Origin of the sequence: Pectobacterium peruviense, from assembly GCF_003312355.2 — a bacterium.
GTDB lineage: Bacteria > Pseudomonadota > Gammaproteobacteria > Enterobacterales > Enterobacteriaceae > Pectobacterium > Pectobacterium peruviense.
In genome coordinates this window covers 3313844-3340348 of sequence record NZ_CP161826.1, presented here as the reverse complement: position 1 = coordinate 3340348, position 26505 = coordinate 3313844, and the positions used below count along the sequence as shown (strand labels likewise).

General features: G+C 40.6%; 23 protein-coding genes. 22 read left to right on the top strand and 1 reads right to left on the bottom strand.

Translation table 11 applies throughout. The features are described from left to right. Nucleotides 1-126 precede the first annotated feature (126 nt). The 3 genes from dcd to dcuC all read left to right on the top strand — a co-directional run bounded on the left by dcd (nt 127) and on the right by dcuC (nt 4223). Complete coding sequence (dcd, locus tag DUT67_RS15115; protein ID WP_039482649.1) at nt 127-708, top strand: dCTP deaminase; 582 nt, start codon at nt 127-129, stop codon at nt 706-708. Between the two features lie 63 nt (nt 709-771). Next, entirely contained in the window at nt 772-2607 is a 1836-nt protein-coding gene (gene asmA / locus DUT67_RS15110) for an outer membrane assembly protein AsmA (protein WP_113627369.1), read from the top strand. Nucleotides 2608-2870: 263 nt separating this feature from the next. After that, nucleotides 2871-4223, top strand: a complete 1353-nt coding sequence (gene dcuC, locus DUT67_RS15105; protein ID WP_113627370.1) for an anaerobic C4-dicarboxylate transporter DcuC — start codon at nt 2871-2873, stop codon at nt 4221-4223. 81 nt (nt 4224-4304) lie between these two features. On the opposite strand, the gene DUT67_RS15100 is transcribed toward dcuC, so the two are convergent. Continuing rightward, nucleotides 4305-5891: a TerC family protein gene (locus DUT67_RS15100; protein ID WP_113627371.1), complete on the bottom strand. Its 1587-nt coding sequence runs from the start codon at nt 5889-5891 to the stop codon at nt 4305-4307. 726 nt (nt 5892-6617) lie between these two features. Here DUT67_RS15100 and wecA point away from each other — a divergent pair. The 19 genes from wecA to DUT67_RS15005 all read left to right on the top strand — a co-directional run bounded on the left by wecA (nt 6618) and on the right by DUT67_RS15005 (nt 26152). Continuing rightward, nucleotides 6618-7715, top strand: coding sequence for a UDP-N-acetylglucosamine--undecaprenyl-phosphate N-acetylglucosaminephosphotransferase (gene wecA, locus DUT67_RS15095; RefSeq protein ID WP_113627372.1), 1098 nt, complete (start codon nt 6618-6620; stop codon nt 7713-7715). Between the two features lie 117 nt (nt 7716-7832). Continuing rightward, complete coding sequence (locus tag DUT67_RS15090; protein ID WP_113627373.1) at nt 7833-8969, top strand: polysaccharide export protein; 1137 nt, start codon at nt 7833-7835, stop codon at nt 8967-8969. A 9-nt stretch (nt 8970-8978) separates the two neighbouring features. Further along, the gene (locus DUT67_RS15085) at nt 8979-9413 is read left to right on the top strand and encodes a protein tyrosine phosphatase (protein WP_113627374.1); all 435 of its coding nucleotides are present in this window, start codon (nt 8979-8981) and stop codon (nt 9411-9413) included. A 15-nt stretch (nt 9414-9428) separates the two neighbouring features. Further along, nucleotides 9429-11600 carry a tyrosine-protein kinase Wzc gene (gene wzc, locus DUT67_RS15080; RefSeq protein WP_113627375.1) on the top strand — a complete coding sequence of 724 codons (2172 nt, stop codon included), beginning with the start codon at nt 9429-9431 and terminating at the stop codon, nt 11598-11600. 327 nt (nt 11601-11927) lie between these two features. Continuing rightward, entirely contained in the window at nt 11928-12803 is an 876-nt protein-coding gene (gene rfbA, locus DUT67_RS15075; protein ID WP_113627376.1) for a glucose-1-phosphate thymidylyltransferase RfbA, read from the top strand. An 8-nt stretch (nt 12804-12811) separates the two neighbouring features. After that, a complete protein-coding gene (gene rfbD, locus DUT67_RS15070; protein WP_113627377.1) occupies nt 12812-13684 on the top strand; it encodes a dTDP-4-dehydrorhamnose reductase in 873 nt (290 codons plus the stop codon). A 10-nt stretch (nt 13685-13694) separates the two neighbouring features. Beyond that, complete coding sequence (gene rfbC / locus DUT67_RS15065; protein WP_145962313.1) at nt 13695-14240, top strand: dTDP-4-dehydrorhamnose 3,5-epimerase; 546 nt, start codon at nt 13695-13697, stop codon at nt 14238-14240. Between the two features lie 30 nt (nt 14241-14270). Beyond that, complete coding sequence (locus DUT67_RS15060) at nt 14271-14669, top strand: FdtA/QdtA family cupin domain-containing protein (protein ID WP_113627379.1); 399 nt, start codon at nt 14271-14273, stop codon at nt 14667-14669. Nucleotides 14670-14673: 4 nt separating this feature from the next. Next, nucleotides 14674-15144 carry an acyltransferase gene (locus tag DUT67_RS15055; RefSeq protein WP_113627380.1) on the top strand — a complete coding sequence of 157 codons (471 nt, stop codon included), beginning with the start codon at nt 14674-14676 and terminating at the stop codon, nt 15142-15144. Next, on the top strand, nt 15137-16252 hold the full coding sequence (locus DUT67_RS15050; protein ID WP_113627381.1) for a DegT/DnrJ/EryC1/StrS aminotransferase family protein: 1116 nt from the start codon (nt 15137-15139) through the stop codon (nt 16250-16252). The genes DUT67_RS15055 and DUT67_RS15050 overlap by 8 nt, the downstream gene beginning before the upstream one ends. After that, nucleotides 16191-17486: an O-antigen translocase gene (locus tag DUT67_RS15045; protein WP_317616503.1), complete on the top strand. Its 1296-nt coding sequence runs from the start codon at nt 16191-16193 to the stop codon at nt 17484-17486. Before DUT67_RS15050 ends, DUT67_RS15045 begins: the two co-directional genes overlap by 62 nt. A 5-nt stretch (nt 17487-17491) precedes the next feature. Continuing rightward, nucleotides 17492-18238 (top strand): acyltransferase, encoded by a 747-nt coding sequence (locus DUT67_RS15040; RefSeq protein ID WP_189339512.1) that lies wholly within the window; start codon nt 17492-17494, stop codon nt 18236-18238. Nucleotides 18239-18299: 61 nt separating this feature from the next. Then, nucleotides 18300-19184: a glycosyltransferase family A protein gene (locus tag DUT67_RS15035; RefSeq protein ID WP_113627383.1), complete on the top strand. Its 885-nt coding sequence runs from the start codon at nt 18300-18302 to the stop codon at nt 19182-19184. 80 nt (nt 19185-19264) lie between these two features. Beyond that, the gene (locus tag DUT67_RS15030) at nt 19265-20539 is read left to right on the top strand and encodes a hypothetical protein (RefSeq protein ID WP_113627384.1); all 1275 of its coding nucleotides are present in this window, start codon (nt 19265-19267) and stop codon (nt 20537-20539) included. Further along, nucleotides 20514-21458: a glycosyltransferase family 2 protein gene (locus DUT67_RS15025; RefSeq protein ID WP_223254614.1), complete on the top strand. Its 945-nt coding sequence runs from the start codon at nt 20514-20516 to the stop codon at nt 21456-21458. Before DUT67_RS15030 ends, DUT67_RS15025 begins: the two co-directional genes overlap by 26 nt. Then, nucleotides 21451-22533 (top strand): glycosyltransferase family 4 protein, encoded by a 1083-nt coding sequence (locus DUT67_RS15020; RefSeq protein WP_113627385.1) that lies wholly within the window; start codon nt 21451-21453, stop codon nt 22531-22533. The genes DUT67_RS15025 and DUT67_RS15020 overlap by 8 nt, the downstream gene beginning before the upstream one ends. 39 nt (nt 22534-22572) lie before the next feature. Continuing rightward, complete coding sequence (tviB, locus tag DUT67_RS15015) at nt 22573-23850, top strand: Vi polysaccharide biosynthesis UDP-N-acetylglucosamine C-6 dehydrogenase TviB (RefSeq protein ID WP_113627386.1); 1278 nt, start codon at nt 22573-22575, stop codon at nt 23848-23850. A gap of 21 nt (nt 23851-23871) precedes the next feature. Continuing rightward, the gene (locus tag DUT67_RS15010; protein WP_113627387.1) at nt 23872-24891 is read left to right on the top strand and encodes an NAD-dependent epimerase/dehydratase family protein; all 1020 of its coding nucleotides are present in this window, start codon (nt 23872-23874) and stop codon (nt 24889-24891) included. Nucleotides 24892-25033: 142 nt separating this feature from the next. Continuing rightward, nucleotides 25034-26152, top strand: a complete 1119-nt coding sequence (locus tag DUT67_RS15005; protein ID WP_189339513.1) for a glycosyltransferase family 4 protein — start codon at nt 25034-25036, stop codon at nt 26150-26152. Nucleotides 26153-26505 lie beyond the last annotated feature (353 nt).

Here is a 26505-nt window from a genome sequence, read left to right as displayed (position 1 = left end):
AATCCCCAGAGCTTACTCAGGTAAGTGACTGGGGTGAGTAATAGCCGCCAACGCATAAGTAGCGTGAAGTATGACGGGTATGGATGAGGTTTATCTGATAGATACCGGTGTCGAATGGAGAATAAGATGAGACTGTGTGACCGTGACATTGAAGCCTGGCTGGATGATGGCCGACTGGTGATTACGCCCCGTCCGCCAACTGAGAGGATCAGTGGTGCGACAGTTGATGTTCGTTTGGGAAATCAGTTTCGCGTCTTCCGCGGACACACTGCGGCTTTCATTGACTTAAGCGGCCCGAAAGATGAAGTCAGCGCGGCGCTGGATCGCGTCATGAGTGATGAAATTAATTTGCCGGAAGGTGAGGCATTCTTCCTGCATCCGGGAGAATTAGCACTGGCAGTGACGCTTGAGTCCGTAACGTTGCCGGATAATTTGGTTGGCTGGCTGGATGGTCGTTCTTCGTTAGCCCGTCTGGGATTGATGGTCCATGTCACCGCGCACCGTATCGATCCAGGTTGGCAAGGAAGAATCGTGCTGGAGTTCTATAATTCAGGTAAGTTGCCGTTGGCGTTACGCCCCGGCATGATGATTGGCGCACTGAGTTTTGAACCGCTTTCCGGGCCGGCTGCTCGTCCGTACAACCGCCGTCAGGATGCCAAGTATAAAGATCAACAGGGTGCGGTAGCGAGCCGGATCGATAAAGACTGAGCGTTTGGCGACAGGCCTGTAACGTAAAACACAGGTAGCCGTGCGTTTCGCAATGAGGATGGCATGAGAAGATTTCTGACGACGCTGGCAATTCTGCTTGTGGTGCTGGTGGCAGGAATGACGGCCTTGGTCGTACTGGTTAATCCAAATGACTTCCGCGCTTACATGGTGAAGCAGGTTGAGGAACGTAGCGGCTATCGTTTGCAATTGGATGGCGATCTGCGTTGGCATGTGTGGCCGCAGCTGAGTATTTTATCTGGCGGTATGTCATTAAGTGCGCCGGGTTCGAGTGCGCCTATTGTCAGCGCTGAGAATATGCGCCTTGATGTGCAACTGTGGCCGCTGCTGTCGCACAAGCTAGCAGTCAAACAGGTGATGCTAAAAGGAGCGATTATTCGCCTGACGCCGGAAAGTGAGGCCAAACAGTCGAACAATGCGCCCATTGCTCCTTCAGGTTCGCAGGCTCCATCTGAAGAACGACGCTGGCGGCTGGATATCGATAAGATAAAAGTTGCCGATAGTCTGTTGATTCTACAACGTAGTAATAATGAACAGATTAATGTTCGCGATATTAATCTTGCGATGGAGCAGAGCAGCGATCGCCAGATCAATATCGAATTATCTAGCCGTATCAATCGCGATCAGCGCGATATTGCCTTCTCTCTCGCCGCAGATGTCGATTTGCTACATTTTCCTCAGCAGGTCAATGCGAATATCACCAAACTGGATTATCAGCTCCAAGGGGCAGGGATACCGGCAAATGGTATCAGCGGAACGGGAAGTGTACTGGCGAGTTATCAACAGCAGCCTGAAAAAATCACGTTTAGCCAGCTTTCACTCAACACCAATAATAGCCAGTTATCTGGGGCGGGTAGTGTGACGCTGGGTGATATCCCGCATTATGAATTGGATCTGTTGTCTGAAAAACTGGATTTGGATTCTCTGCTGGGGATCGCGTCGGTCAAAGAGAACAACGCTCCTACGGTGGCTGTTAAACCATCTGCTCCCGTTATTTCAAATGAAAGTGGTGCAGCTAAGCCAGAAGATAGCCTACAGCAATTCACTGCTCGTCTGTCGTTACAGGCCGCATCACTGATTTACCGTGGACTGGATGTGCGACAATTTGCGCTACGGGCGGACAATCAGCCAGGGTTATTAGACATCACTACTTTAAGTGGCGAACTGGGGGACGGACATTTCTCATTACCCGCTAAAGTCGTGACAAAATCATCAACTAACATTACGTTACGGCCAGATCTCAAGAATATTGAACTGTCTCAGTTGATGTCCGCGTTTGCGCTGCCTGCTGAGACGGTCAGCGGAAAATTGTCGATGGCGGGACAATTTAGTGGCAATAGCTTTGCGCTTCCTGCATTGCTCCAACAATGGCAAGGAACGGCGACGCTGCAAGCCAATAATGTGCGTCTACAGGGCTTAAATATCCAGCAAATGGTGCAGATGGCCGTGGCGCGTAGCAACGGAAATGTACGTGGGCAAGAGCGCTACGAGCGTTATACCGAACTGCAACAACTGACCGGAAAAGCACAGTTGAACGCGGGTAAGTTGCGTCTTACCGAACTCAATGGTCGCTCAGAGTTGCTGTCACTAAGCGGTGTCGGCCAATTCGATTTGCCAGCTCAGACGTGTGACGTCAATTTGAATGTCTCTATCACGCAGGGGTGGCAGGGCGATGAGCAACTGGTCAGCGTGCTGAAAAATACCGCGATCCCATTACGCGTCTATGGCGAGTGGGATAAATTGAACTACCAGCTACAGGTGGATCAATTGTTGCGTAAACGTCTACAGGACGAGTTGAAGAAACGCCTAAATGACTGGGCAAGCCAAAATCAGCAAAACCAGAAGGGCAAAGATCTGAAGCAATTGCTCGATCGCCTTTAATTTTCAGACGCGCTGCGTTCTGGGCCGATTTGCTGTTTCCTGTCAGCAAATCGGCGGCTTCTCCCTAATACCTTTCCTTATCTGCCACCTTTCCCCAGACAAACTTTGTGCATGATGTCTCTTTTTTAACTCCGCATATTGATATTTTTCTCTTTTTTTATTTTCTAAAGCAGTAAACTCCGCTCCCTGTTTTCGGTGCGGTGCGACTCCGCTGCCGGGGAATTTCTGTCAGATAATTTATTACTCAGGTATCGAAACTCACTATGCTCGAACTTTTGATTGGTGTTGCTGTAACGATTCTGGTTGGTCGTTACATTATAAAAGGGTACTCCGCGACTGGCGTGTTGCTGGTGGGGGGCCTATTACTCTTGGCAATCAGTGCCATGCTGGGGAAAAACATATTGCCAGCCAGTGCGAAGGCGACGGGCTGGAGTGCGACGGATATTGTTGAATACGTAAAAATTTTGCTGATGAGCCGTGGTGGCGATCTCGGCATGATGATTATGGTGCTGTGTGGTTTTGCGGCTTACATGACGCACATCGGGGCGAATGATGTCGTCGTTAAGCTGGTTTCACGCCCGCTTAAAATGATCAACTCGCCTTATTTGCTGATGATTGCGGCCTATTTTGTCGCGTGTCTGATGTCGCTGGCGGTGTCATCAGCCACTGGGCTGGGCGTGTTATTGATGGCAACGCTGTTCCCTGTCATGGTGAACGTCGGTATTAGCCGCGGCGCGGCTGCGGCAATCTGCGCATCCCCTGTGGCGTTGATCCTGTCGCCAACGTCGGGCGATGTGGTGCTTGCTGCACAGGCATCGCAGATGAAATTAGTGGATTTTGCCTTTAAGGCCACGCTACCGATTTCCATCATTGCTATCATGTGCATGGCCGTCGCGCATTTCTTCTGGCAGCGCTATCTGGACAACAAAGCGAATGTTAGCCATGAGATTCTGGATGTCAGCGAAATCACGACGAATGCCCCGCGTTTTTACGCCATTCTGCCGTTTACGCCGATCATAGGCGTACTGGTCTTTGATGGTAAATGGGGGCCGGAGCTTCACATTATCACCGTACTGGTTATCTGTATGGTGCTGGCCGCGGTGTTGGAATTTGTCCGTTCGTTCAATGCTCAAAAAGTATTTGATGGGCTGGATGTCGCTTATCGTGGCATGGCAGATGCTTTCTCTAGCGTCGTAATTCTGCTGGTCGCGGCCGGTGTCTTTGCTCAGGGGCTTGGCACGATTGGTTTTATCAGCGGACTGATTAGCCTCGCGCAGTCATTTGGCAGCGGTGGGTTGGTGATTATGCTCGTGCTGGTGGTAATCACGATGCTGGCAGCGATGACGACAGGTTCAGGCAATGCGCCATTTTATGCGTTTGTTGAGCTGATTCCGAAACTGGCATCGCAAATGGGTATCAACCCTGCCTATCTGGCCATTCCGATGCTTCAGGCTTCCAATTTAGGCCGTACCATTTCCCCGGTATCCGGCGTGGTAGTTGCGGTGGCGGGGATGGCGAAAATATCGCCGTTTGAAGTGGTGAAACGCACATCGGTTCCGGTGCTGGTTGGGCTGATTGTGGTGGTGATTGCCACAGAAATTATGATACCTGCCTGATAACACATAGCAAGCAGCCCCTACCGTTCTGGAAGGGGCTGTAAGTACGGATATGCTGTCGGCTGTGCTAGATCGTCATCATCACACTTCAAAATCAGTCTGTGGCTCGTCGTTCGGCGTGATGCGGACCTCCACGATACGATGGCTTTCTACCGCCAGAATAGTGAACTGGTAATTATCGATTGATAATGTATCGCCCACTTGCGGAACCCGCTGCGTGTGCTCCATCAGCAGCCCTGCCAACGTATAGTATTCGCGTTTTTCATCCAGCGTCAGCGGAACATACATCGTCAGATCTTCCAGCGGAATATAGCCGTTTACGGTCCAACTGCCGTCGTCATTTTGCTGAACGCTGTGGCGCGCATCGCGATCTTCACCTTCGCGCGGTAGGTTACCTGCGATGGTTTCCATCACGTCGCTTAATGTGACAATACCTTCCATTGAACCAAACTCATCAACGACAAACGCAAAATGTGTCCTTCCTTCTCTAAACTGTTCTAACGCCTGCAAAAGCGAGAGTTGTTCGGGGAACACCAGCGGCTGACGGATCAGAATGCGTGGATTAAACGGCTCGCGGTTTAGCTGCTGCTGTAGTAAATCGGCAACATTTATGATGCCCAGCGGCTCGTCAGAGGTATTGCTGTCGGTGACCACGAGCCGAGAATGCTGGTTGGTCGTTAACAGCTTAGCAAGCGCACCCTGCGTAGTATCCAACTCAACCGACTCAATATCATGCCGCGACGTCATAATGCTGCTGATGGTTCGCTGTGCCAGCCCCAATACCCGCTTTATCATCCGGCGTTCCTGGATATTGAAAACCTCCCGGCCTGCTCGGGTGTTGTCGGCAATCATCGACGAGGTTTGATTGTCCAGCTCAGCTTCTTCATGATTGCCGCGCAAAATACGCAAAACAACCTCTGCGGTGCGCTGGCGTAGCGGAACCGTAGAAGAAAGAAAGCGTCGGCGGTTAAACAGGGAAACTTGATTTAACATCTCGATCAGTACCGAGAAACCTATCGCAGCGTAGAGATAGCCTTTGGGGATGTGGTAACCAAAGGCGTCCGCCACTAGGCTGAAACCAATCATCAACAGGAAGCTGAGACACAGGATAACGATGGTCGGGTGTTCCGCGACAAAACGGGTCAGTGGCTTGCTGGCCAGCAGCATCAGGAGAATAGCAATCGTCACGGCGGACATCATGACCAGCAGATGGTCGGTCATGCCGACGGCGGTGATCACGGAATCCAGCGAGAATATCGCATCCAGTACCACTATCTGAGCGACTACCGGCCAGAAACGTGCCCCTTTACGTTGGGCTTGCTGATCTTCATCCTTTCCTTCGAGACGCTCGTTGAGCTCCATGGTGGCTTTAAAGAGTAGAAATAGCCCGCCAATCAGCATGATGACATCTCGAGCGCTGAAGGTATGTTCAAGGAATGTGAAGAGGGGGGTCGTCAACGATACCAGCCAGGAAATAGACGCCAGCAAGCCCAGCCGCATAATCAGGGCAAGAAGCAGGCCGACGACCCTGGCTTTATCGCGTTGTTCTTTTGGTAATTTCTCAGCCAGAATGGCAATGAAGATAAGATTATCAATGCCCAGAACCAGTTCTAGGACAACCAGCGTGGCCAACCCGGCCCATATCGTTGGATCAGCGATCCACTCCATATCTATTTTTTCACCTTTAAATGAACATAACCCCGATAGCGTATCAGGGCGTGCACAGATGAACCAGAATTTGCAGGGATATTCTTTAGCGTGCGGTGCCGTCAGTAGAAACTATGGCGTATTTTTGTACGTTTTTTATGTGTATTAGGTCAGGTTAAGATTGACTAATGTTAAAAAATCCCATTATCGACCTTAAACAAAATTTTATGCTGTATAACGGCAATACAGTTCGTAACATTTGATCATGCTATGTATCCGAGCATAGAATAACGCGCCGTTGCTAAACTCCACATAATTATGTGGTTTTGCACTCGAGCAGCGATTTTTATAACTGGAACTGGCTGGCTGCAGTCTTTTAGTCGGTTTTTTATACTTATGGAGGTTTGCCACAATGGATGTTCATAGTCTTATTCCTAAAAGCCCTTTCCTAAACATCTTATTCTTGTGCTCCCACTTGGGTGGTTAATACTATGTTAGTTCTTTTGACTGAGCCATATCCCTCACTACGAGTGATTTGGACTGTCTGATGTATCTGTTGCCATAAGGGTATCCGGTTGACGGTATACTCTGCCTGTACAATAAAAATCATAATAAATACGTAACTTAACGCTCTAAAATTTAAACCACAGGACAGGGGCCGTACTTTGATAGTGCATTGGTAGCTACAAGCCAAGGGCGGTAGCGTGCCTGATGCATAACACACAACGGTTAATGATGGTGTAAAAAATGCAAGAATTCATAGTGATCTTTCTAAGCGCTTTCGCCGCACTTTTCTTAGCAAGAAAAGCGGCAATCCGTGTTGGTTTAGTCGACAAACCCAATGTACGCAAAAAGCACCAAGGCCATATTCCCCTTGTTGGCGGTGTGTCCATCTATCTTGCGCTATGGGTTTTATATGTGCTGCAGCCAGATTGGCTACCTGATTTCTCTCTCTATATGATTTGTGCCACCACGCTTTTGGTCGTTGGTGTACTAGATGATCGTTTTGATCTCCCTGTATTACCCCGCGTGGGATTACAAGCGGCTGTGGCTGCGCTAATGATGTATGCAGGGCTGTACTTAGAGACATTGGGAAACGTTCTCTTCGGACATGAGCTTGCCCTCGGTATCTTTGGCTACACGGTGACATTATTTGCTGTGTGGGGAGCTATCAATGCCTTCAATATGGTTGACGGTATTGATGGCTTACTGGGGGCGCTATCCTGTGTGACGTTTGGCGCACTTGCTATTGTGTTCTACCTTGGTGGTCATCATGAGCTAGCACTCTGGAGCGCCTGTCTGCTGGCCGCAACATTGCCTTATATCCTCCTTAATTTAGGTATATTGTGGGGGCGGAAATTCAAGGTATTCATGGGTGATGCAGGTAGTACGCTGATCGGTTTTACGGTGATATGGTTACTGATGCTGGCGACGCAGGGGGAAAATGCAGTTATTCGTCCGGTCACGGCGCTCTGGCTTATCGCTGTTCCTCTCATGGATATGGTAACAATTATGGTTCGCCGTATTCGACGTGGTGATAGCCCGTTTAAGCCCGACCGTGAACATTTGCACCATATCTTAATGCGTGCGGGCTTGACCCCGCATCAGGCTCTGGTTGTTATTCTTTTTGTAGCGATGCTATTTTCAGCTATAGGTATTTTAGGCGAGCGTATTGGCATCGCTGAGTCTATTATGTTTAGTGTATTTATGATGGCTTTCTGCGGTTATTTCTGGATGATCAGCCGGATATGGCGTGTGTTGACATGGTTTCGTAGAACAACGCGGGGTACGAATTCAGGCGTAACGAGCGTCGATAAAAATGGCACCACGCCGTTAAAACGGTGAATTGCTAGTATTTTATACCGTAGACCGCGGGTTAATTTAATAATTTATTCTCTATAATAATTGGCTGTTTTGTAGGGATTTGCGCAATATTCAATCAAGAGCGATGGCATAGACAGGATGATAAAGCACAAACGAAAATTGATGCCCTTGATGGTGTCGGTAGCGCTACTTAGCGGTTGTACCCTGGTTCCTGGTTCCCACCTTTCTACTAGCGGTAAAAATGTAGTTGAGCAGCAAGATGCGGACTTCAATATCGATAAACTGGTCAACGTTTACCCGTTAACACCATATTTAGTGGAAAAAATGCGCCCCAAGCCACTGATTGCGCAAACTAATCCTGCTTTGGAAAAGGAACTGCAGGGTTATGAATACCGCATCGGTATTGGTGATGTCATTATGGTGACAGTATGGGATCACCCTGAACTGACGACTCCTGCGGGGACGTACCGTACCGCGGCAGATACGGGAAACTGGGTTCACTCCGACGGCACGATTTTTTATCCATATATCGGCAAGGTGAGTGTTGCCGGTAAAACGGTCACCGAAGTTCGCGATCAGATTATGGGGCGTTTGGCACAATATATAGAGTCGCCACAGGTCGACGTCAGTATTGCCGCTTTCCGTTCACAGAAAGCTTACGTGACGGGTGAAGTAGCGACATCGGGGCAGCAGCCGATTACCAACGTACCGTTAACGGTGCTGGATGCGATTAACAAAGCTGGCGGGCTGACGGAAAATGCCGACTGGCGTAATATTGTGTTGACCCACAATGGCAAAGAGCAACGCCTCTCTCTTCAGGCGCTGATGCAAAATGGCGACCTTTCACAAAACTATCTGCTCTACCCCAGTGATATCCTCTACATTCCTCGTAACGACGATCTAAAAGTGTTCGTTATGGGTGAAGTCAAAAAGCAAAGTACCCTCAAAATGGACCGTAGCGGCATGACGCTGACGGAAGCGTTAGGTAATGCTGAAGGGATGGATCAAACATTTTCTGATGCTACGGGGATCTTTGTTATTCGTTCATTACGCGGAACACAAGGTCCTAAACTGGCAGATATCTACCAACTTAATGCCAAAGATGCCACCGCGATGGTGATGGGAACGGAATTTCAGCTACAACCGTATGATATCGTGTATGTAACCACAGCACCGATTGTTCGCTGGAATCGCGTTATTGGTCAGCTCGTACCTACTATTTCTGGGTTCAATGAGTTGACCGAGGGTTCGCTGCGAATTCGTACTTGGCCGTAGAGATAATTTATGTTTGATTCAATACTTGTCGTCTGCGTGGGTAATATTTGCCGTTCCCCTACGGGGGAACGGTTGTTGAAACAGGCTTTGCCGACGAAAAGAATCGCTTCTGCTGGATTAGGTGCATTGGTAGGAAAGCCCGCCGATGCAATGGCAACCGAGGTGGCAAATCAGCATAATCTTTCTCTCGAAGGGCATGAGGCGCAACAATTAACCTCTGCCTTATGCCGCCAGTACGACCTGATTCTGGTGATGGAGAAAGGCCATATTGATGGAGTGAGCCGCATGGTGCCAGAGGTGCGAGGCAAAACCATGCTATTTGGTCATTGGCTTAGTCAGCAGGAAATTGCTGATCCCTACCGTAAAAGCCGCGAAGCATTTGAATTCGTTTACTTACAACTTGAGCAGTCTGCACAAAAATGGGTGCAGGCGTTAAATCGTTAATCATCAGAGAATCCGATGACAGAGAAAACTTCAGTAAAAGTATCTGAAACTAATTCAGATGAGATCGATTTAGGGCGTTTATTAGGGACATTGCTGGATAACCGCTGGTTAATTATTGGTGTGACGGCGGTGTTTACCGTTTTAGGTATTATGTATGCCATGCTAGCCACGCCGGTTTATAAAGCCGATGCGTTGATTCAGGTGGAGCAAAGCTCTGGGAATTCTCTACTTAAAGATATTTCTAGCGTTTTGCCCGATGCTAAGCCAGAGTCAGCAGCAGAAATTGAGTTGATCAAATCTCGCATGGTAATTGGTAAAACAGTTAATGATCTTGCGTTGGATGTTAACGTTCAACAGAAATATTTTCCGATCTTTGGCAAAGGACTTAGTCGCATCATGGATGCGGAGCATCAGGAGATTGCTGTATCGCGGCTAGAAGTTCCTCAATCTTGGCAGGATGAAAATATTGAGCTACGTATTCTTGATAATGAAAACTATTCTGTCGAGGTTAGTGATGCCATAAAGTTTAATGGTAAAGTAGGAGAAATTAAAAAACACAACGGCTTGTCTTTACTAGTCAGTGATATCAATGCTGAAGCCGGTACCACTTTTTATCTGAGAAAACTTAATACGATCACTGCGATTAACTTTGTATTGGATAATCTGACAGTTGCTGATAAAGGAAAAGATACTGGGGTACTTGCACTTAGCTATGAAGGCGAGGAGCCAGAGCTAACGAATAAGATACTCAATAGTATCAGTCAAAACTATTTGCAGCAAAACGTTGAGCGTAAATCAGAAGAGGCAGGTAAAAGCCTAGAGTTTTTGAAAGAACAGCTTCCGTATGTTCGTTCAAATTTGGATGAAGCTGATAATAAATTAAACAGCTATCGTCAGAATAACGAATCAGTTGATTTGTCACTTGAAGCTAAGGCTGTTCTGGATACGATGGTCTCGGTAGAATCTCAATTAAATGAATTAACTTTTAGAGAGGCTGAGATTTCTAAACTCTACACTAGAGAACATCCTGCGTATCGTGCACTGATGGAAAAACGGAAAATCTTGGAAGAAGAGCGTGATAAAGTCAATAAACGAGTAGGAGCTATGCCAAAAACCCAGCAGGAAATCTTGCGTTTAACGCGTGATGTTAATGTGGGGCAAGATGTTTACATGCAATTACTGAACAAACAGCAGGAACTGAGTATCAATAAAGCCAGTACGGTAGGTAATGTGCGTATTATTGACTCTGCGGCGATCCAGATAAAGCCAGTTAAACCAAAAAAAATACTTGTAGTGCTGCTTGCGATGATTGTAGGAGGAATGATTTCTGTCGCATTTGTAGTACTCAAAGCTTTATTACATAAAGGCATTGAAAGACCTGAGCAATTAGAAGAGTTGGGAATAAATGTCTATGCCAGCGTGCCACTTTCTGAATGGCAACAGAAAAAAGACCGCGCTTTACTGGGCAATAAAAACAAGAAAGGTAATACTCGGGCGACGGATCTGTTGGCAGTAGGGAATCCTGCAGATTTAGCAATCGAAGCTATCAGAAGCCTGCGCACCAGTCTGCATTTTGCGATGATGGAAGCGAAAAATAATGTGTTGATGATATCTGGTGCTAGCCCTGCGATTGGTAAAACATTCGTTAGTGCTAATTTAGGGGCGGTGATTGCCCAATCAGGACAGCGCGTACTCATCGTCGACTGTGATATGCGTAAAGGTTATGCTCATGAGTTGATGGGGACTGATGGTTCAAATGGGTTGTCAGATATTTTATCCAGTCAGTGTAATGCAGGGAATAGCGTACGCAAAACTGCGGTAGAGAATATGGACTTTATACCCCGTGGACAGGTACCGCCGAATCCATCTGAATTACTGATGCATAGCCGTTTTGCTGATTTTGTAAGATGGGCTGGAGAACATTACGATCTTGTTCTTCTTGATACTCCCCCAATTTTAGCAGTTACTGATGCCGCAATTATTAGCCGCCATGTGGGCACTTCTCTGCTTGTCGCGCGTTTTGAGATGAATACGGTAAAAGAAATTGAAGTCAGTATTCGTCGCTTTGAGCAGAATGGTACTGAAATTAAGGGGGTAATCCTTAACGCGATTGTTAAGCGTGCCGCTAGCTATTATGGATATGGTAATTATAATTACTATACTTATGAGTATAAGTCTGACAAATAATTCGATTTTATAGCACCTGCTAAGATATTTAGCAGGTGCTATAGTGAGTGGGAATTCATATTTTTATTTTTAATCGCTATCTTTACCCTCAGTTTCCCTCCTGTGATACATATCTTCAGCATGTTCTTAAATATTGAAGCCTTTAGTGTTAAACATTGATGTTACGTGTTTAATGTTAATACTTTTATGTGTTCGGAAGGTCGGGCTAAGAGTTTAAGTAATAATGGTGATTAGGTTTTTTATCATAGAATATTAAACAATGAAATATAGCGCTACGAGTGCTGCATAATTCAATTTTCGTAAACGCTTATATTCAGGAGATAACTAGTGAAAGGTATTATTTTAGCTGGTGGTTCAGGTACGCGTCTTTACCCTATTACACTTGGTGTTTCAAAACAGCTTTTGCCCATTTATGATAAACCAATGATTTATTATCCGCTGTCGACATTAATGCTTGCGAATATCCGTGATGTGTTAATTATTACAACTCCAGAAGACAGTTCTTCTTTTTTTCGTTTGTTAGGTGATGGTTCAAAATACGGCATCAATATTACGTACGCAGTTCAACCGAGTCCTGATGGGCTAGCACAAGCCTTTATTATAGGTGAGTCTTTTATTGGTAACGATAAATGTTGTCTGGTTCTTGGTGATAATATTTTCTATGGTCAATCTTTCTCGCGAACCTTGGCTCAGGCTGCTAGCAATGATAGCGGTGCTACCGTATTTGGTTACCGTGTAAAAGATCCAGAACGTTTTGGTGTTGTCGAGTTTGATGATAATAACAAAGTGCTCTCAATCGAGGAGAAACCGAAAAAACCTAAATCTGATTGGGCGGTTACTGGGCTTTACTTTTACGACAATCGTGTAATTGATTTTGCGAAAGCGGTTAAACCTTCCAGCCGTGGTGAACTGGAAATTACTGCTGTAAATCAAATGTATCTGAATGATGGTAGCTTAGATGTTGAATTGTTAGGACGAGGTTTCGCATGGCTTGATTCTGGTACTCACGAAAGTCTGCATGAAGCATCTTCCTTTGTTGAAACCATTGAGCACGTCCAAGGACTTAAAATAGCGTGCCTTGAAGAAATCGCATGGAGAAAAGGGTGGTTGAGTGGTGAAGAGCTCGCCAAGCGCGCTGAGCCGATGCTTAAGAATGACTATGGACAGTACTTAATATCTTTGCTTAAATCTGCCAATTTGTGAGAGTTAAAATGAAAGTGTTAATTACAGGCGCGAATGGTCAAGTTGGCAGCCGTCTGGTAGAACGGTTAAATAGAAAGGCGGAAATATTGGCAATGGACCGAGATGTATTGGACATTACAAATAGGGAAGCTATTTTTAAAACAGTAGAAGGCTTTAAGCCGAATGTAATTATTAATGCCGCAGCTCATACCGCTGTTGACAGAGCAGAGCAGGAGGTCGAGTTATCTTATGGGATCAATCGCGATGGTCCTTTATACCTGGCAGAGGCAGCACAAAGTACCGGTGCTATAATATTACATATCTCTACGGATTATGTGTTTAACGGGGAAAACGAAAAACCGTATGTAGAATCTGATGCTGTAGACCCAAAGAGCATATATGGTAGAAGTAAGTTAGAAGGTGAGTTAGCTGTTGCAAATGCATGTCAGCGCCATATTATTTTGCGAACTGCATGGGTATTTGGTGAAGACGGGAATAATTTTGTCAAAACGATGTTAAGGCTTGGAAAGGAGCGCGATACATTAGGGGTAGTCGCTGATCAATTTGGTGGACCTACTTATGCCGGCGATATAGCGGATGCATTAATTTTGATCGCTGAAAAAACACAATCCCATGATTTTAATCAATGGGGAATATTCCATTTTAGTGGGATGCCTTATGTCAGTTGGTTTGAGTTTGCCGATAAAATTTTCTCGATAGCTATTGAAAAAATGGTCTTAGATAAGAAGCCGACTTTATCTCAACTAACCACTCAAGATTATCCGACCCCGGCACAGCGTCCGAATTTTTCTAAGCTTAACTGTGAAAAAATAAATCATACCTTTAAAATAAAACCTAGTGACTGGATTCGCGCATTAGAAGATATCTATTTATATAAATAAGTGATTAATTATGAAAATCATTGATACAAAAATACCAGATCTTAAAATTATAGAACCTGACGTTTTCGGCGATGATAGAGGTTTTTTCTTTGAGAGCTTTAACCAGAATAAATTCGAAGAGGGTATAGGTTTTTCAGTTAATTTTGTACAGGATAATCACTCTAAGTCAACTAAGGGGGTTCTTAGAGGATTACACTATCAATTAGCGCCACATGCACAAGGTAAGTTGGTCAGATGTGTTGAGGGTGAGGTTTTCGATGTAGCAGTAGATATCCGTAAGCCGTCTTCAACCTTTGGTCAGTGGGTCGGAGTTCATTTATCTGCAGAAAATAAGCGTCAGTTCTGGATTCCCGAAGGATTTGCCCATGGGTTTGTTACGCTGAGTGAGTCGGCTGAGTTTCTTTATAAGGCTACAAATTATTATTCTCCTCAAAGCGAAAGAAGCATTAGATGGAATGATCAAGACTTAAATATAATTTGGCCTCTAAGCACTGTTCTATTATCTGAAAAAGATAAAAACGCATCTTTCATAAAGAATGCAGATTGCTTTAAATAGTGATTATTTAGCCTAAGGAAGTAACTCTCTATGCAGATTAAAATAATTCAACTTCAGACTCATGGTGATGATAGAGGTTCTTTGATTGCTCTAGAGCAGGATCAAAACATTCCTTTTGAGATTAAACGTGTCTATTATTTATTTAGCACAAAAAAAAATGTCAGACGCGGCTTTCATGCACACAAAGAACTTAAACAGGCAGTAGTAGCGGTACGTGGTTCATGTCGGTTCTTACTTGATGATGGCAGTGAAAAGATAGAGTTACTATTAGACAACCCGGCACAGGGGTTATTAATTGAATCTTTTGTGTGGAGGGAAATGTATGATTTTTCAGAGGATTGTGTGCTAATGGTATTGGCTGACAGATTCTATGATGAATCAGATTATATAAGAAATTATGATGAATTCATCGGTTTAATTAAGGTGTAGAATAATGTTTATTCATCCCCTTAGCGATGTTTGCTCTAGTAATATCGGTGAAAAAACAAATGTTTGGCAGTTTTCTGTTATATTAAAGAATGCTGTGATTGGAACGAGTTGTAATATTTGCGCCCATACTTTTATAGAGAATGATGTAATTATTGGTGATAATGTTACTATAAAATGTGGAGTATATATTTGGGATGGGGTGCGTATAGAGGATAATGTCTTTGTGGGGCCTAATGTGACATTTACTAATGATAAAAGACCTCGTTCAAAACAAATTCCTGAAAAGTTTTTGAATACAATAATAAAAAAAGGTGCATCAATAGGGGCGGGCGCAACTATATTGCCTGGCTTAGTTTTAGGTGAGAATTGTATTGTTGGGGCTGGTTCGGTGGTTACTAGGGACGTCCTTCCAAACAGTGTTGTTATTGGTAACCCTGCTAGAGCGATTAAAACGGCGGATGATATAGATGATTAATTTTTTAGATTTGAAAAGTATTAATGAGCAATATAAGAATGAATTAAAAGAGGCATGTTCAAGAGTAATTGATTCTGGTTGGTATATTAATGGTCCTGAGCTAAATGATTTTGAAAAATCATTTGCTAAATATTGTGGTACAAAACATGCTATTGGGGTGGCTAATGGATTGGACGCATTAGTTCTTGTATTGCGGGCCTGGAGAGAGCTTGGAAAACTGAAGGATGGTGATGAGGTTATCGTTCCTGCTAATACTTATATAGCATCTATTTTGGCAATTACTGAAAATAACTTAACGCCAATTCTTGTTGAACCTAATCCCTCAACTTACAATTTATGTCCAGATAATGTTAGGGCGGCTATTAGTTCTAAGACTAAGGCCATTTTACCTGTGCATTTATATGGGTTGATATCCCCTATGCCAGAATTAATAGACATAGCAAATGAGTATAATTTATTAGTTCTAGAGGATAGTGCCCAGGCCCATGGAGCTAGTATCAGCGGTCGTAAAGTTGGCAACTGGGGAGATGCGGCGGGATTTAGTTTTTATCCTGGTAAGAATTTAGGTGCATTAGGTGATGCAGGTGCTATTACAACTAATAGCGATGAACTAGAACAAACAGTAAGAGCACTGAGAAACTATGGTTCTCACAAAAAATATGAAAATATATATCGTGGTGTTAATAGCCGCATGGATGAAATTCAAGCAGCTATGTTACATGTAAAACTCAGCTATTTGGATAAAGAGAACTCTAGAAGGAAAGAAATTGCTAATATGTACATGAATGGCATTAAGAATGTGCATATAACATTACCATCTTCTCCTAATGATGCTGCACATGTGTGGCATTTATTTGTTGTGAGATGTCAATGTCGAGATGAAATTCAAGTCTATCTGGAAGAAAATCAGATACAAACACTAATTCATTATCCAATCCCTCCCCACAAACAAAAAGCATATACTTGCTTTAACAAGAATTCTTTTCCTATCACAGAGAGCATTCATCAGGAAGTATTATCGTTACCAATAGATCCGACGATGCAGAATGACCAAGTCAATTACGTTATTGAAAAAATTAATGGTTTTCTGTATGAAAAAAATATTTAAAGTAACCGCGATGACTGCTGGACTTACCATTATGAGGATGCTAGTAGGATTCGTAATTGCTAAAGTTGTAGCAGTGTATACGGGTCCTACTGGCATCGCGTTGTTAGGACAAGTGCAAAGTACGGTTGCATCACTTACTGGGATAGTTAATGCCTCAACTGGCGCTGGGGTAATACGCTATACAGCTGAGCATAAAGATAAAGGATTTGAGGCTTGTGCCCCGTGGTGGAGCGCAAGTTTGCAGTGGGCTGTGGTCCTGTTGGGAGTAATAATGCCGTTGGGATTATTGCTATCTGAGCATCTTTCCCAATGGCTATTCTCCAGTAGCGGATATTCTTGGCTAATAATCGTTACCGTGATGGTGCTTCCTTTTGCTGTTATAGGAAATTTAATTAATTCAATAATTAATGGTCAGCAATTATATATACGCTATGTTCTTATGGGAGCCGGAGCTGTATTTATATCTGGTACAGTGATGGTAATCCTTATAGCTAAACATAACTTGCAGGGTGCTTTGTTAGCGGCATCAATGCAAACAGGCCTTATCGGTGTTGTCATGTTGCTTTCATCATTACGCCAACCTTGGTTGAAAGTTCGCTATTGGTGGCAATGGAACGTAAGTACACAACGTAAGGCTATCGGCGGTTATATCCTGATGGCGATCACCACTGCGTTAACGGTACCGATCGCATTAGTGTTGGTTCGTAAAATTTTAGTCGCAGAGGTCGGATGGGAACAAGCTGGACAATGGCAGGCAGTATGGAAGATATCAGAAGTATACCTCGGGGTTATTACAATGGCTTTGGGTACGTATTATTTGCCAAAGTTATCGTCTCTAAAAGATCCTGCATCGATACGCAATGAAATTAACCAAACCGTAAAAGTAATTTTACCGCTTGTTGGGTTAATGGCATTTTCCATTTACCTGCTACGAGATTTCGTTATTACAGTATTATTCACTGAGGCGTTTCGTTCATCTCGAGACCTTTTCGCAATTCAGTTGATAGGGGATGTAATTAAAATAATTAGCTGGCTGTATGCCTATCCTATGCTGTCTCGTGGTTGTACTAAATGGTTTATTTCAACCGAAATTATTTTTTCTGTTATTTTTGTATCTTTGTCATATATTTTTGTTCCTATGTTCGGTGTTCTAGGTGCCAATTTGGCTTATTTAATTAACTATACTATTTGCATGTTATATATTATTTTTTTTGTAAAACCATGGTTGCGATAAAGTGTATGAAAAAAAACGTCCTTAAGTTAAAGGAAAAAGTAAAAAAGTTAAAGGGAAATCATATTTTACTTTATTTTTTGATATTAAATATCAAAGAAAAACCCTTGGTAGGGGTATTTGTCTTTATTTATAAATACATTTATTCGTGGTGTATAAGTATGCGTCTTTTTGGAATTACTTTATATCCCCGAGTGTTTTTTTCTAAAAATGTATTTAAAGTGGTAGTTAATAAATCTAGTAGTTGTTTAATAAAATCAACTGAGAAGGTGGCAATAATATTTGAAGGTTTTTTTTCTGGGAATAATGCAACTGTGCTTTCCTTTTCTGATAGCTGCCAGATTAATTTTAACAAAAGGTTTTTATTAGGCGATGGAGTTAAAATGATTGTTCAGAAGAACGCGAAATTATATATTGGTGGTGGTGGAGATGGAAATGTTTCCGGAATAACTTGTAATTCTATAATAATATGCTCCAAGGAAATTAATATAGGAGAGGGTACTATTATTTCTTGGGGGTGTTATATTACGGACACCTCAAATCATAAAATAAATGGGAATATAAAATCACAAACTATCACTATCGAGAATAATGTTTGGATTAGTGAAGGTGTAACTATCTCCGCAGGAAGTGAGGTCGGAAGTGGTTCAATTGTAGGCGCGAAATCATATGTTAATAATAAATACCCTCCAAATTCACTCATTGTTGGGTGTCCAGCGCGTATTAAAAAGGTAAACGTATTTTGGGATAGATGATAAATAAAACTGTATTTGCTAATTTCAACGTTTTTTCCATTGCTTTAATCAGGTTTTAAATATGAATATTAGTGTTTTGGTTCCTGTCTATAATCATTCATTGTATGTTGAAAAATGTTTAGTAAGCATATGTGATGCTTACAGCGGCAATATAGAATTAATTGTTTGTGATGATTATTCAGTTGATGATAGCTATGATGTTGCAGATAGAACCTTAAGGAAATTAAAAGAAAAAAATGGAAAGAGACTGAATTACAAACTATTAAAAAATGATGCAAACCAAGGTGTCTGTTTAACACTAAATCGCTGTGTTTCAGAAATAACCTCTGAATATAGTTACTTAATAGCAAGTGATGATTTTTTGGTAGATAACTCTCTAGATTATGCAGTTGAAGAAATAAAAAAAAATAAATATGATGCTTTAATTAGTGATTGTCATGTTATAGATATGGATGGAAAAATATTATTCCATAGTTCTTTCTTTGATTATAGAAAAGCCTTTAAAAATGGACTGAAATCTAAATATATTCACGATGAGTTGGTAATGAATTGGACTGTGCCGGGGCCTGCACTATTATTAAAAAGCTCAGTATATGGCACTATAGGAAATTACCAAGTAGGTTTGAATGCCGAAGATCGGGACTTTTATCTTCGACTAATATCAAAGTGCAACGTTGGTTTTTCGGAGCATAAGATAGCATGTTATAGAATTCATGGTGATAATATTTCATCAAAACCAGTTTATTTAAAGGGGATTGAAAATGAAATGACACAAGTTAATTTTAAGTATAAAGATAACTTTCATGGAATATCAAGATTGTATCTTAAATCATATGGGTATGATTTAAGATATGGGCGTAATCTTCTGAGCAGAATATATAGAAAGTCATTATATTCATTTTTTCAAATGAAATTGATTTTTTTGAAAAAAATTAAAATGATTTGACCTTACTTTTCTCCTCTCGTACTCGTTAAATATTATAAATAATATTTCCATCTTTATGTTATCTCAAGGAAAATGAACATATGATGCCGATTAGTCGGATGGTTAGGCCTCTATTGTTTTTAATGCTGACTTTTTTTATTATTCCTGCAAAAATAAATCTCTTTAGTATTGAAATAACCACTCCTTATATAGCAATATTTCCTTTTTTATTTTTATATTTATTTAATATAATATATGCTCCACCAAGCAAGAGAGAGTTTTTTATATTGTTCTCTTTTTTAATTGCTCTGTGTTATTCTTTAATTATTATTTTGTTATATGGTGCCGTAGAGTGGTTTGTTTTAAAATTAGTCCTCATTGGGTTTGCTTTGTTTGTTTCGTCAATGCAGATAGTGCGGTTATATTTCAAAATTTATGGTGCCGACGCTGAAAAAATTCTAGTCAATGATTTAATTTTCATTGGAGTGATGAACGCTTTTATAGCAATACTGATGTTACTGTCCCCTAAGGTGTCTGATTTTTTTTATAATTTTATTTCTACTAACGAAAATAACATAACACATCTGCAGCAGGGATATAGATCATCTGGACTTTTTTACGCTGGGGCCTCTATATTGTCGGTGTTTAATGCAATGGTTTTTTTATTATGTGTTTTCCGCTTCGCAAATAATTCGTCCCGTAACAACATGAAAAATTATATGTTAGGGATTATATGTTCTGCAACTTTACTCTTGGGGACGTTCATTTCGGGGCGGTTGGGGATAATATTAATTATTGGAGTTATTGTGGCTGTTTTTTTCATTCCGAATAGCCCTGTAAGCTTCAGAAAAATGCTTTTTATAATTTTTTCTGTTCTTTGTATTAGCATGGCTACTATTTTAATAGTAGTACCATGGGAGCAAATCACTGGTATCGCAGGATGGGCTTTAGAAATCTTCATTAATATGTATAAGTCAGGGAAAATAGAATCTGGTTCTACAGGACTCTTATTCGATACAATGTATTTTCTTCCCAAGAACCCAATAGATATGTTTTTTGGGATGGGGACGTTTGGTCGTGGAGACAATGTTGAGTACATAAATTCTGATGTCGGTTACGTTTTAATGATATTTTTTGGTGGCTTTATTGCTATCCCAATTTTATTCCTACCCTATGTCGCTTGCTTTATTTTTGCAAAAACATTGAAAGATAAAAATATAAAATATATTGTTTGTTTTGTTTTGTTTTTTATTCTTATTGGTAATTTTAAAGATGTATACCTCTATGGCATTAATGGTGTCACACAAGTTTTGTTTATATTGGTTGCTGTTTTTATAATAAAGGGTAAGTATGCGAACATCGATAGTGATAGTTAATTGGAACTCAGGTGAACAGTTGCTCGATTGTGTTAATTCTATTTTTAAATATGGAATGGATTATGCAGATAAGATAATCGTCGTCGATAATAATTCAACAGATGATTCCATTTCTTATTTGCCAAAAAATGAAGAGAAACTGGATGTGATTCTATCTGATACTAACCTAGGTTTTGGTAAAGCATGTAATCTTGGGGCTTCAAATTTAAAATCAGATTTTATTCTTTTCTTAAATCCTGATGCGAAGTTACTAGAGGATACCCTAAGGAAAACAATGGAATTTATGACATCACAATTTGCAAAAGATAAAAAAATAGCAGTTTGTGGTGTTAGGCTTAATAATGAAGTTGGTTTAGTACAGAAATGTTGTACTTATTTTCCCTCTTTAATTACATATTTTGGTCACTCTACTGGTTTGTCAAAATTATTCCCTAAGAAATTCCCTTATATTTTCATGCACGATTTTGATCATCTTTCAAGTAGAGAGGTTAATCATTGCATTGGAGCATATTACTTCATGAGGAGAGATGTCTTTGAGGAACTAGAGGGGTTTGATGAAAGGTTCTTTGTTTATTTAGAAGATCTTGATTTGTCATTAAGGATATCAAACGCTGGATGGAAGGTTTATTATTATTCAGAAGCTACAGCTTTTCATAAAGGGGGGGGGACATCAGAAAAAGTTAAAGCCTTGCGCTTGTTTTATTCCTTACAGAGCAGGATAACTTATAGTTTTAAGCATTTTTCTAAGGTTGATGCACTATGGGTTGTTTTTTTAACTATGTTCGTAGAGCCTTTTTCTAGATTGATTTTTGCTATTTCTCACTTTTCTAAACAAGAAACGAAAGACACTCTGTTAGGCTATCAAATGCTTTGGGGAGAATTACCAGCTATTATAAAGAAAGGCTTTAAAAATGACTGATAAGAAATTATTGGTATTATCTCGCTATGATATCAATGGTGCCAGTAGTCGTTTAAGATCATTTCAGTATATTCCATTTTTTTCAGAGAATGGGTACGAGGTTACTGTCTCGCCGCTGTTCGATGCTAAATACTTAGATCAACTCTACAAATATAACAAACGTTCATTAATCACAGTTTTTTATTCTTACGTGCGAAGGATCTCTAGGCTGTTGAGGTTAAATAAATTTGATGTTTTATGGATAGAAAAAGAAACCTTACCATTGTTGCCCGCATTTTTTGAAAATATCTTAATATCATCTAAAATTCCGTATATAGTTGATTATGATGATGCTATTTTTCATAATTATGATCTTCATTCGGTACCATTCATTAGGAATTTACTGACGAACAAATTAGATTCTTTACTTAGAAATTCTTATTGTGTTCTTGTTGGGAACAGTTATCTTTATGATTATGTGAAAAATCACGGTGCGAAAAAGATAGCCTATGTGCCAACGGTAATAGATATAAATAAATATTCTTTTTCCTCTATTTCTCAGAATGTTGGGGAATATAGAATTGGCTGGATTGGTTCTCCTAGTACAAGTAAATATCTGCAACCAATGATGAAAGTGCTTGATAGATTGCCTAAAGAACTTAATGTTCGATTAGTAACAATAGGTGCTCCTCATTTGAATAATTGTCCTGTCCCATTGGAACAGCATCAATGGTCAGAAGAAAGTGAATCTGAGTTATTGGCTTCAATAGATGTCGGAATCATGCCATTACCAGATGAACCATGGGAAAGAGGTAAGTGTGGTTATAAACTAATTCAATATATGGCTTGCGGGCGTCCAGTCGTTGGATCACCGGTTGGTGTTAATAAAGATATAGTTACGGCTGATGTTGGTTTTTTAGCAGAAAGCGATACAGATTGGGGGACTAGTTTGGAGACTTTAGGGCGCGATATTTCTCTAAGGACTAGTATGGGAATCAATGCTCGCTGGAAGGTTGAAAAATTATATAATACATCAGTCACTGCTCCGGAAATATTAAAAATATTAAATTCAATATCTTTTCGTAAAGTAAATTGAAATTGTATTTGATATTGTATTTTTATTAAGGTAAATGTCATGAGTTCATTGAAAAATATACAAATTTGCATTGTGGGTTTAGGTTATGTTGGATTGCCATTAGCTGTTGAATTTGGTAAAAAATACAAAACGTTTGGATTTGATATAAACAAAAATAGAATATTGGAGTTGAATGAAGGTAACGATTCAACACTAGAATGTTCTTCTGAAGAAATAAAAAGTGCTGATAAATTAAAATATACTTCTAATATAGAAGATGTTAAGGAGTGCAATGTATATATTGTAACAGTACCAACTCCTATTGATGAGTATAAAAGACCTGATTTGAGTCCTCTTATTAATGCATCTAAGTGCTTGGGGAGCGTGGTCTCAAAAAATGACATCGTGATTTATGAGTCAACGGTATATCCAGGTGCTACAGAGGAAGACTGCATTCCTATTATTGAATCAGTGTCTGGATTGAAGTTTAATGTAGATTTTTACGCAGGATACAGCCCAGAAAGAATCAATCCAGGTGATAAAACTCATAGAGTAACTACGATAAAAAAGGTAACGTCTGGATCAACACCTGAAGTCGCTGAATTTGTAGATTCCTTATATCGTTCTATTATTTTAGCCGGAACTTATAAAGCTAGTTCAATAAAAGTTGCTGAAGCAGCAAAGGTGATAGAAAACACTCAAAGGGATCTCAATATTGCATTGATTAATGAACTAGCAGTAATTTTTAACCAGCTGGGAATAGATACTGAAGAGGTTTTAATTGCCGCTGGAACAAAATGGAATTTTTTACCATTTCGTCCGGGATTAGTTGGAGGACATTGTATTGGCGTTGATCCTTATTATCTCACACATAAAGCACAAGCAATTGGTTATCATCCAGAGGTTATTTTAGCTGGGCGTCGTATTAATGATAATATGGGGAAGTATATCGTTTCTCAATTAGTAAAAAAAATGCTTAAGAATAATATAAATTTTAGCAAGGCTAATATATTAATTATGGGGTTGACATTTAAAGAAAATTGTCCTGATATCAGAAATACAAAAGTTGTTGATATTATAAATGAGTTGGTTGAATATGGTATGTCCCCTGATGTTTATGACCCATGGGTAAATAACGAAGAAGCTTATGATGAATATAATGTAGAATTAAAAGACAATCCGGTTATAGGCCATTATGATGCAATAATATTAGCAGTCGCTCATGATACGTTTCGGGAGTTAGGTATCGATGGGATAAAAAAATATGCTAAGTCTAACCATATAATTTACGATTTAAAATATATTTTGAATTCAAATGAATCCGATTTACGCCTTTAATATAGGATGGAGGTGGTATTTATGAAGTATGAGCGTGTTTTGGCCGCGTTGGTAAAACATCCCAAAGTTTGGTTGGTTACTGGTGTGGCTGGTTTTATTGGCTCTAATTTACTAGAGCATTTATTAAAGTTAGATCAAACCGTCGTTGGGTTAGATAACTTTTCTACTGGACACCAGCATAATTTGGATGAAGTAGAAAGATTGGTTAGTCAAAAGCAGTGGGGGAGTTTTAAATTTATTGAGGGAGACATTCGCGATTTAACGACCTGTCAGCAGGCTGTTGTTGGTGTTGACTATATATTACATCAGGCTGCCTTGGGGTCCGTACCTCGTTCGTTAAATGATCCCATTAATACCAATTCAGTAAATATCACTGGTTTTTTAAACATGTTAGTGTCTGCAAGAGATGCTGGGGTCAAAAGTTTTACCTACGCAGCTAGCAGTTCTACCTATGGTGATCATCCTGTACTACCAAAAGTAGAGGAAAATATTGGTAATCCACTATCCCCATATGCAGTGACAAAATATGTCAATGAGTTATATTCTCAAGTTTTCTCTAGATGCTATGGCTTTAAATGTATCGGATTACGCTATTTCAATGTATTTGGTAAACGTCAGGACCCTAATGGTGCCTATGCGGCAGTAATCCCCAAATGGGTATCAGCTATGATCAAAGGTGAACCTGTTATTATTAATGGTGATGGAGAGACGAGTAGAGATTTTTGTTATATCGAAAACACTATTCAAATGAATATATTGGCCGCGGTTGCATCTGATGAAGCTAAAGATCAGATTTATAATGTTGCTCTTGGTGACAGGACATCTCTGAATCAATTGTTTTATGTGATAAAGGATGCCCTAAACAAAAACAATATCATCGTTGAATTACAACCTAAGCACGCTGATTCTAGAGCAGGAGATGTACGCCATTCACAAGCCAACATTTCTAAAGCGAAGAGATTACTTGGATATGAGCCAATCTATTTTATAAAGGACGGTATTGATCAGGCCATTCCCTGGTATATATCGTACTTCAAATAATGCACATGACTTATTTTTAATTTTTTATTGCCTCTTCACCACCATTTTTTAGTGGTGAATGCAATTATTTTTTTACGTTAAATTACTTCCCTTAACTTAACTATTTATTCACGTTAAGTTATATATTAATTTTATGGATAATATGAACCAGAAAGAAACAATTGTTTTAACGGCAAATACATCATGGTATCTCTATAACTTTAGGCGTAGTACAATAAAGAGATTAATGGATCTAGGGTACCGTGTTATTTGCGTCTCACCAGTTGATGATTATTCTAATAGATTTTCATTATTAGGCGCAGAGTTTCGAGAATTAAAAATTGATGCAAAAAGTATATCCTTTAAGACGGAGTTTTTAACTTTTATTGCTCTTTACTTCCTTTTAAAGGAAATAAAACCTTTTTTTGTATACAATTTTACCATTAAACTTAATGTATACTCTGGTTTGGCTTGTCGGATTATTAATTTACCTTATGCGAATAATATTTCTGGGCTTGGTACTGCTTTTATGCATGATGGGATTCGTTATAAATTAGCTAGGTATCTTTATGGAATAAGTAACAAAACCGCCGTGGAGATTTTTTTTCAGAATGATGATGATATGCAATTAGCGATCTCGAAAGGATTTGCAAGTAAGCATAGTTCTACTTTACTACCTGGTTCCGGTGTTAATGTGGATGACTTTTCATATCAGAGGAAAACCATATCTTCTGGGAAGGATTTATGTTTTTTAATGGTAGCTCGCGTAATAGCAGATAAAGGTGTCAGAGAGTTTATCGGCGCTGCTTGTTATATTAAATTAAAATATCCAAATTGTCGATTTATCTTAGTAGGGGATTGTAAAAGCAACAATAAAACATCCTTCAGTAAGGAGACTATTAACGAGTGGTGTAATCAAGGTGTTGTTGAGATTGTCGGACATCAAGATGATATAAAAAACTGGATCTATACCTCTGATATCGTAGTTTTGCCCTCTTATCGTGAGGGAATGCCGCGTACTATTCTTGAGGCTGCTAGCTGTGGCCGGCCAGCTATTGTTTCTGATGTTCCTGGGTGTAGACAAGCAGTTGTCAATAATGAAACTGGTTGGCTGTGTGAGCCCCATTCGGTACAAAGCTTGGCTACCTGCATTGAGCATTGCCTTCATCTTAGTGAGGAAGATATTATAAAATTTGGTCATAATGCACGGCGGCATGCGGAAAATTTTTTCTCAGAGGAAATTGTTATTAATAAAACAATTAAAGTGTTGTCAAAACTGTGAGGGTTAATTTTCAGTGAAAAGAAAAGTAATTAATAATTTTTTTATTTTCTTAATATATAACGATTTTCGTGCCTTTGTTGCGTTATTCGATTTTCGTAAAATAAAGTTATTATGATATAATAGTCGTGTTTTCTACGCTAATTAGTTATTGGTCTCTTCTCTTTGTTCAGTACCAGCGTAACATTACCTCTCCATTGTGCTTACATGATCCTACCCGGCATATATGGACGCTCAGCCAGTGTAAGGTGTTTCCTGCAATGATCAAAACGAGTAATTGCAGCCATATATCAGGTTTCTGATGGGGCTTTCATTACCCCGAACCATGATGAGCCCCGCTAGGTGAGTACCAATCA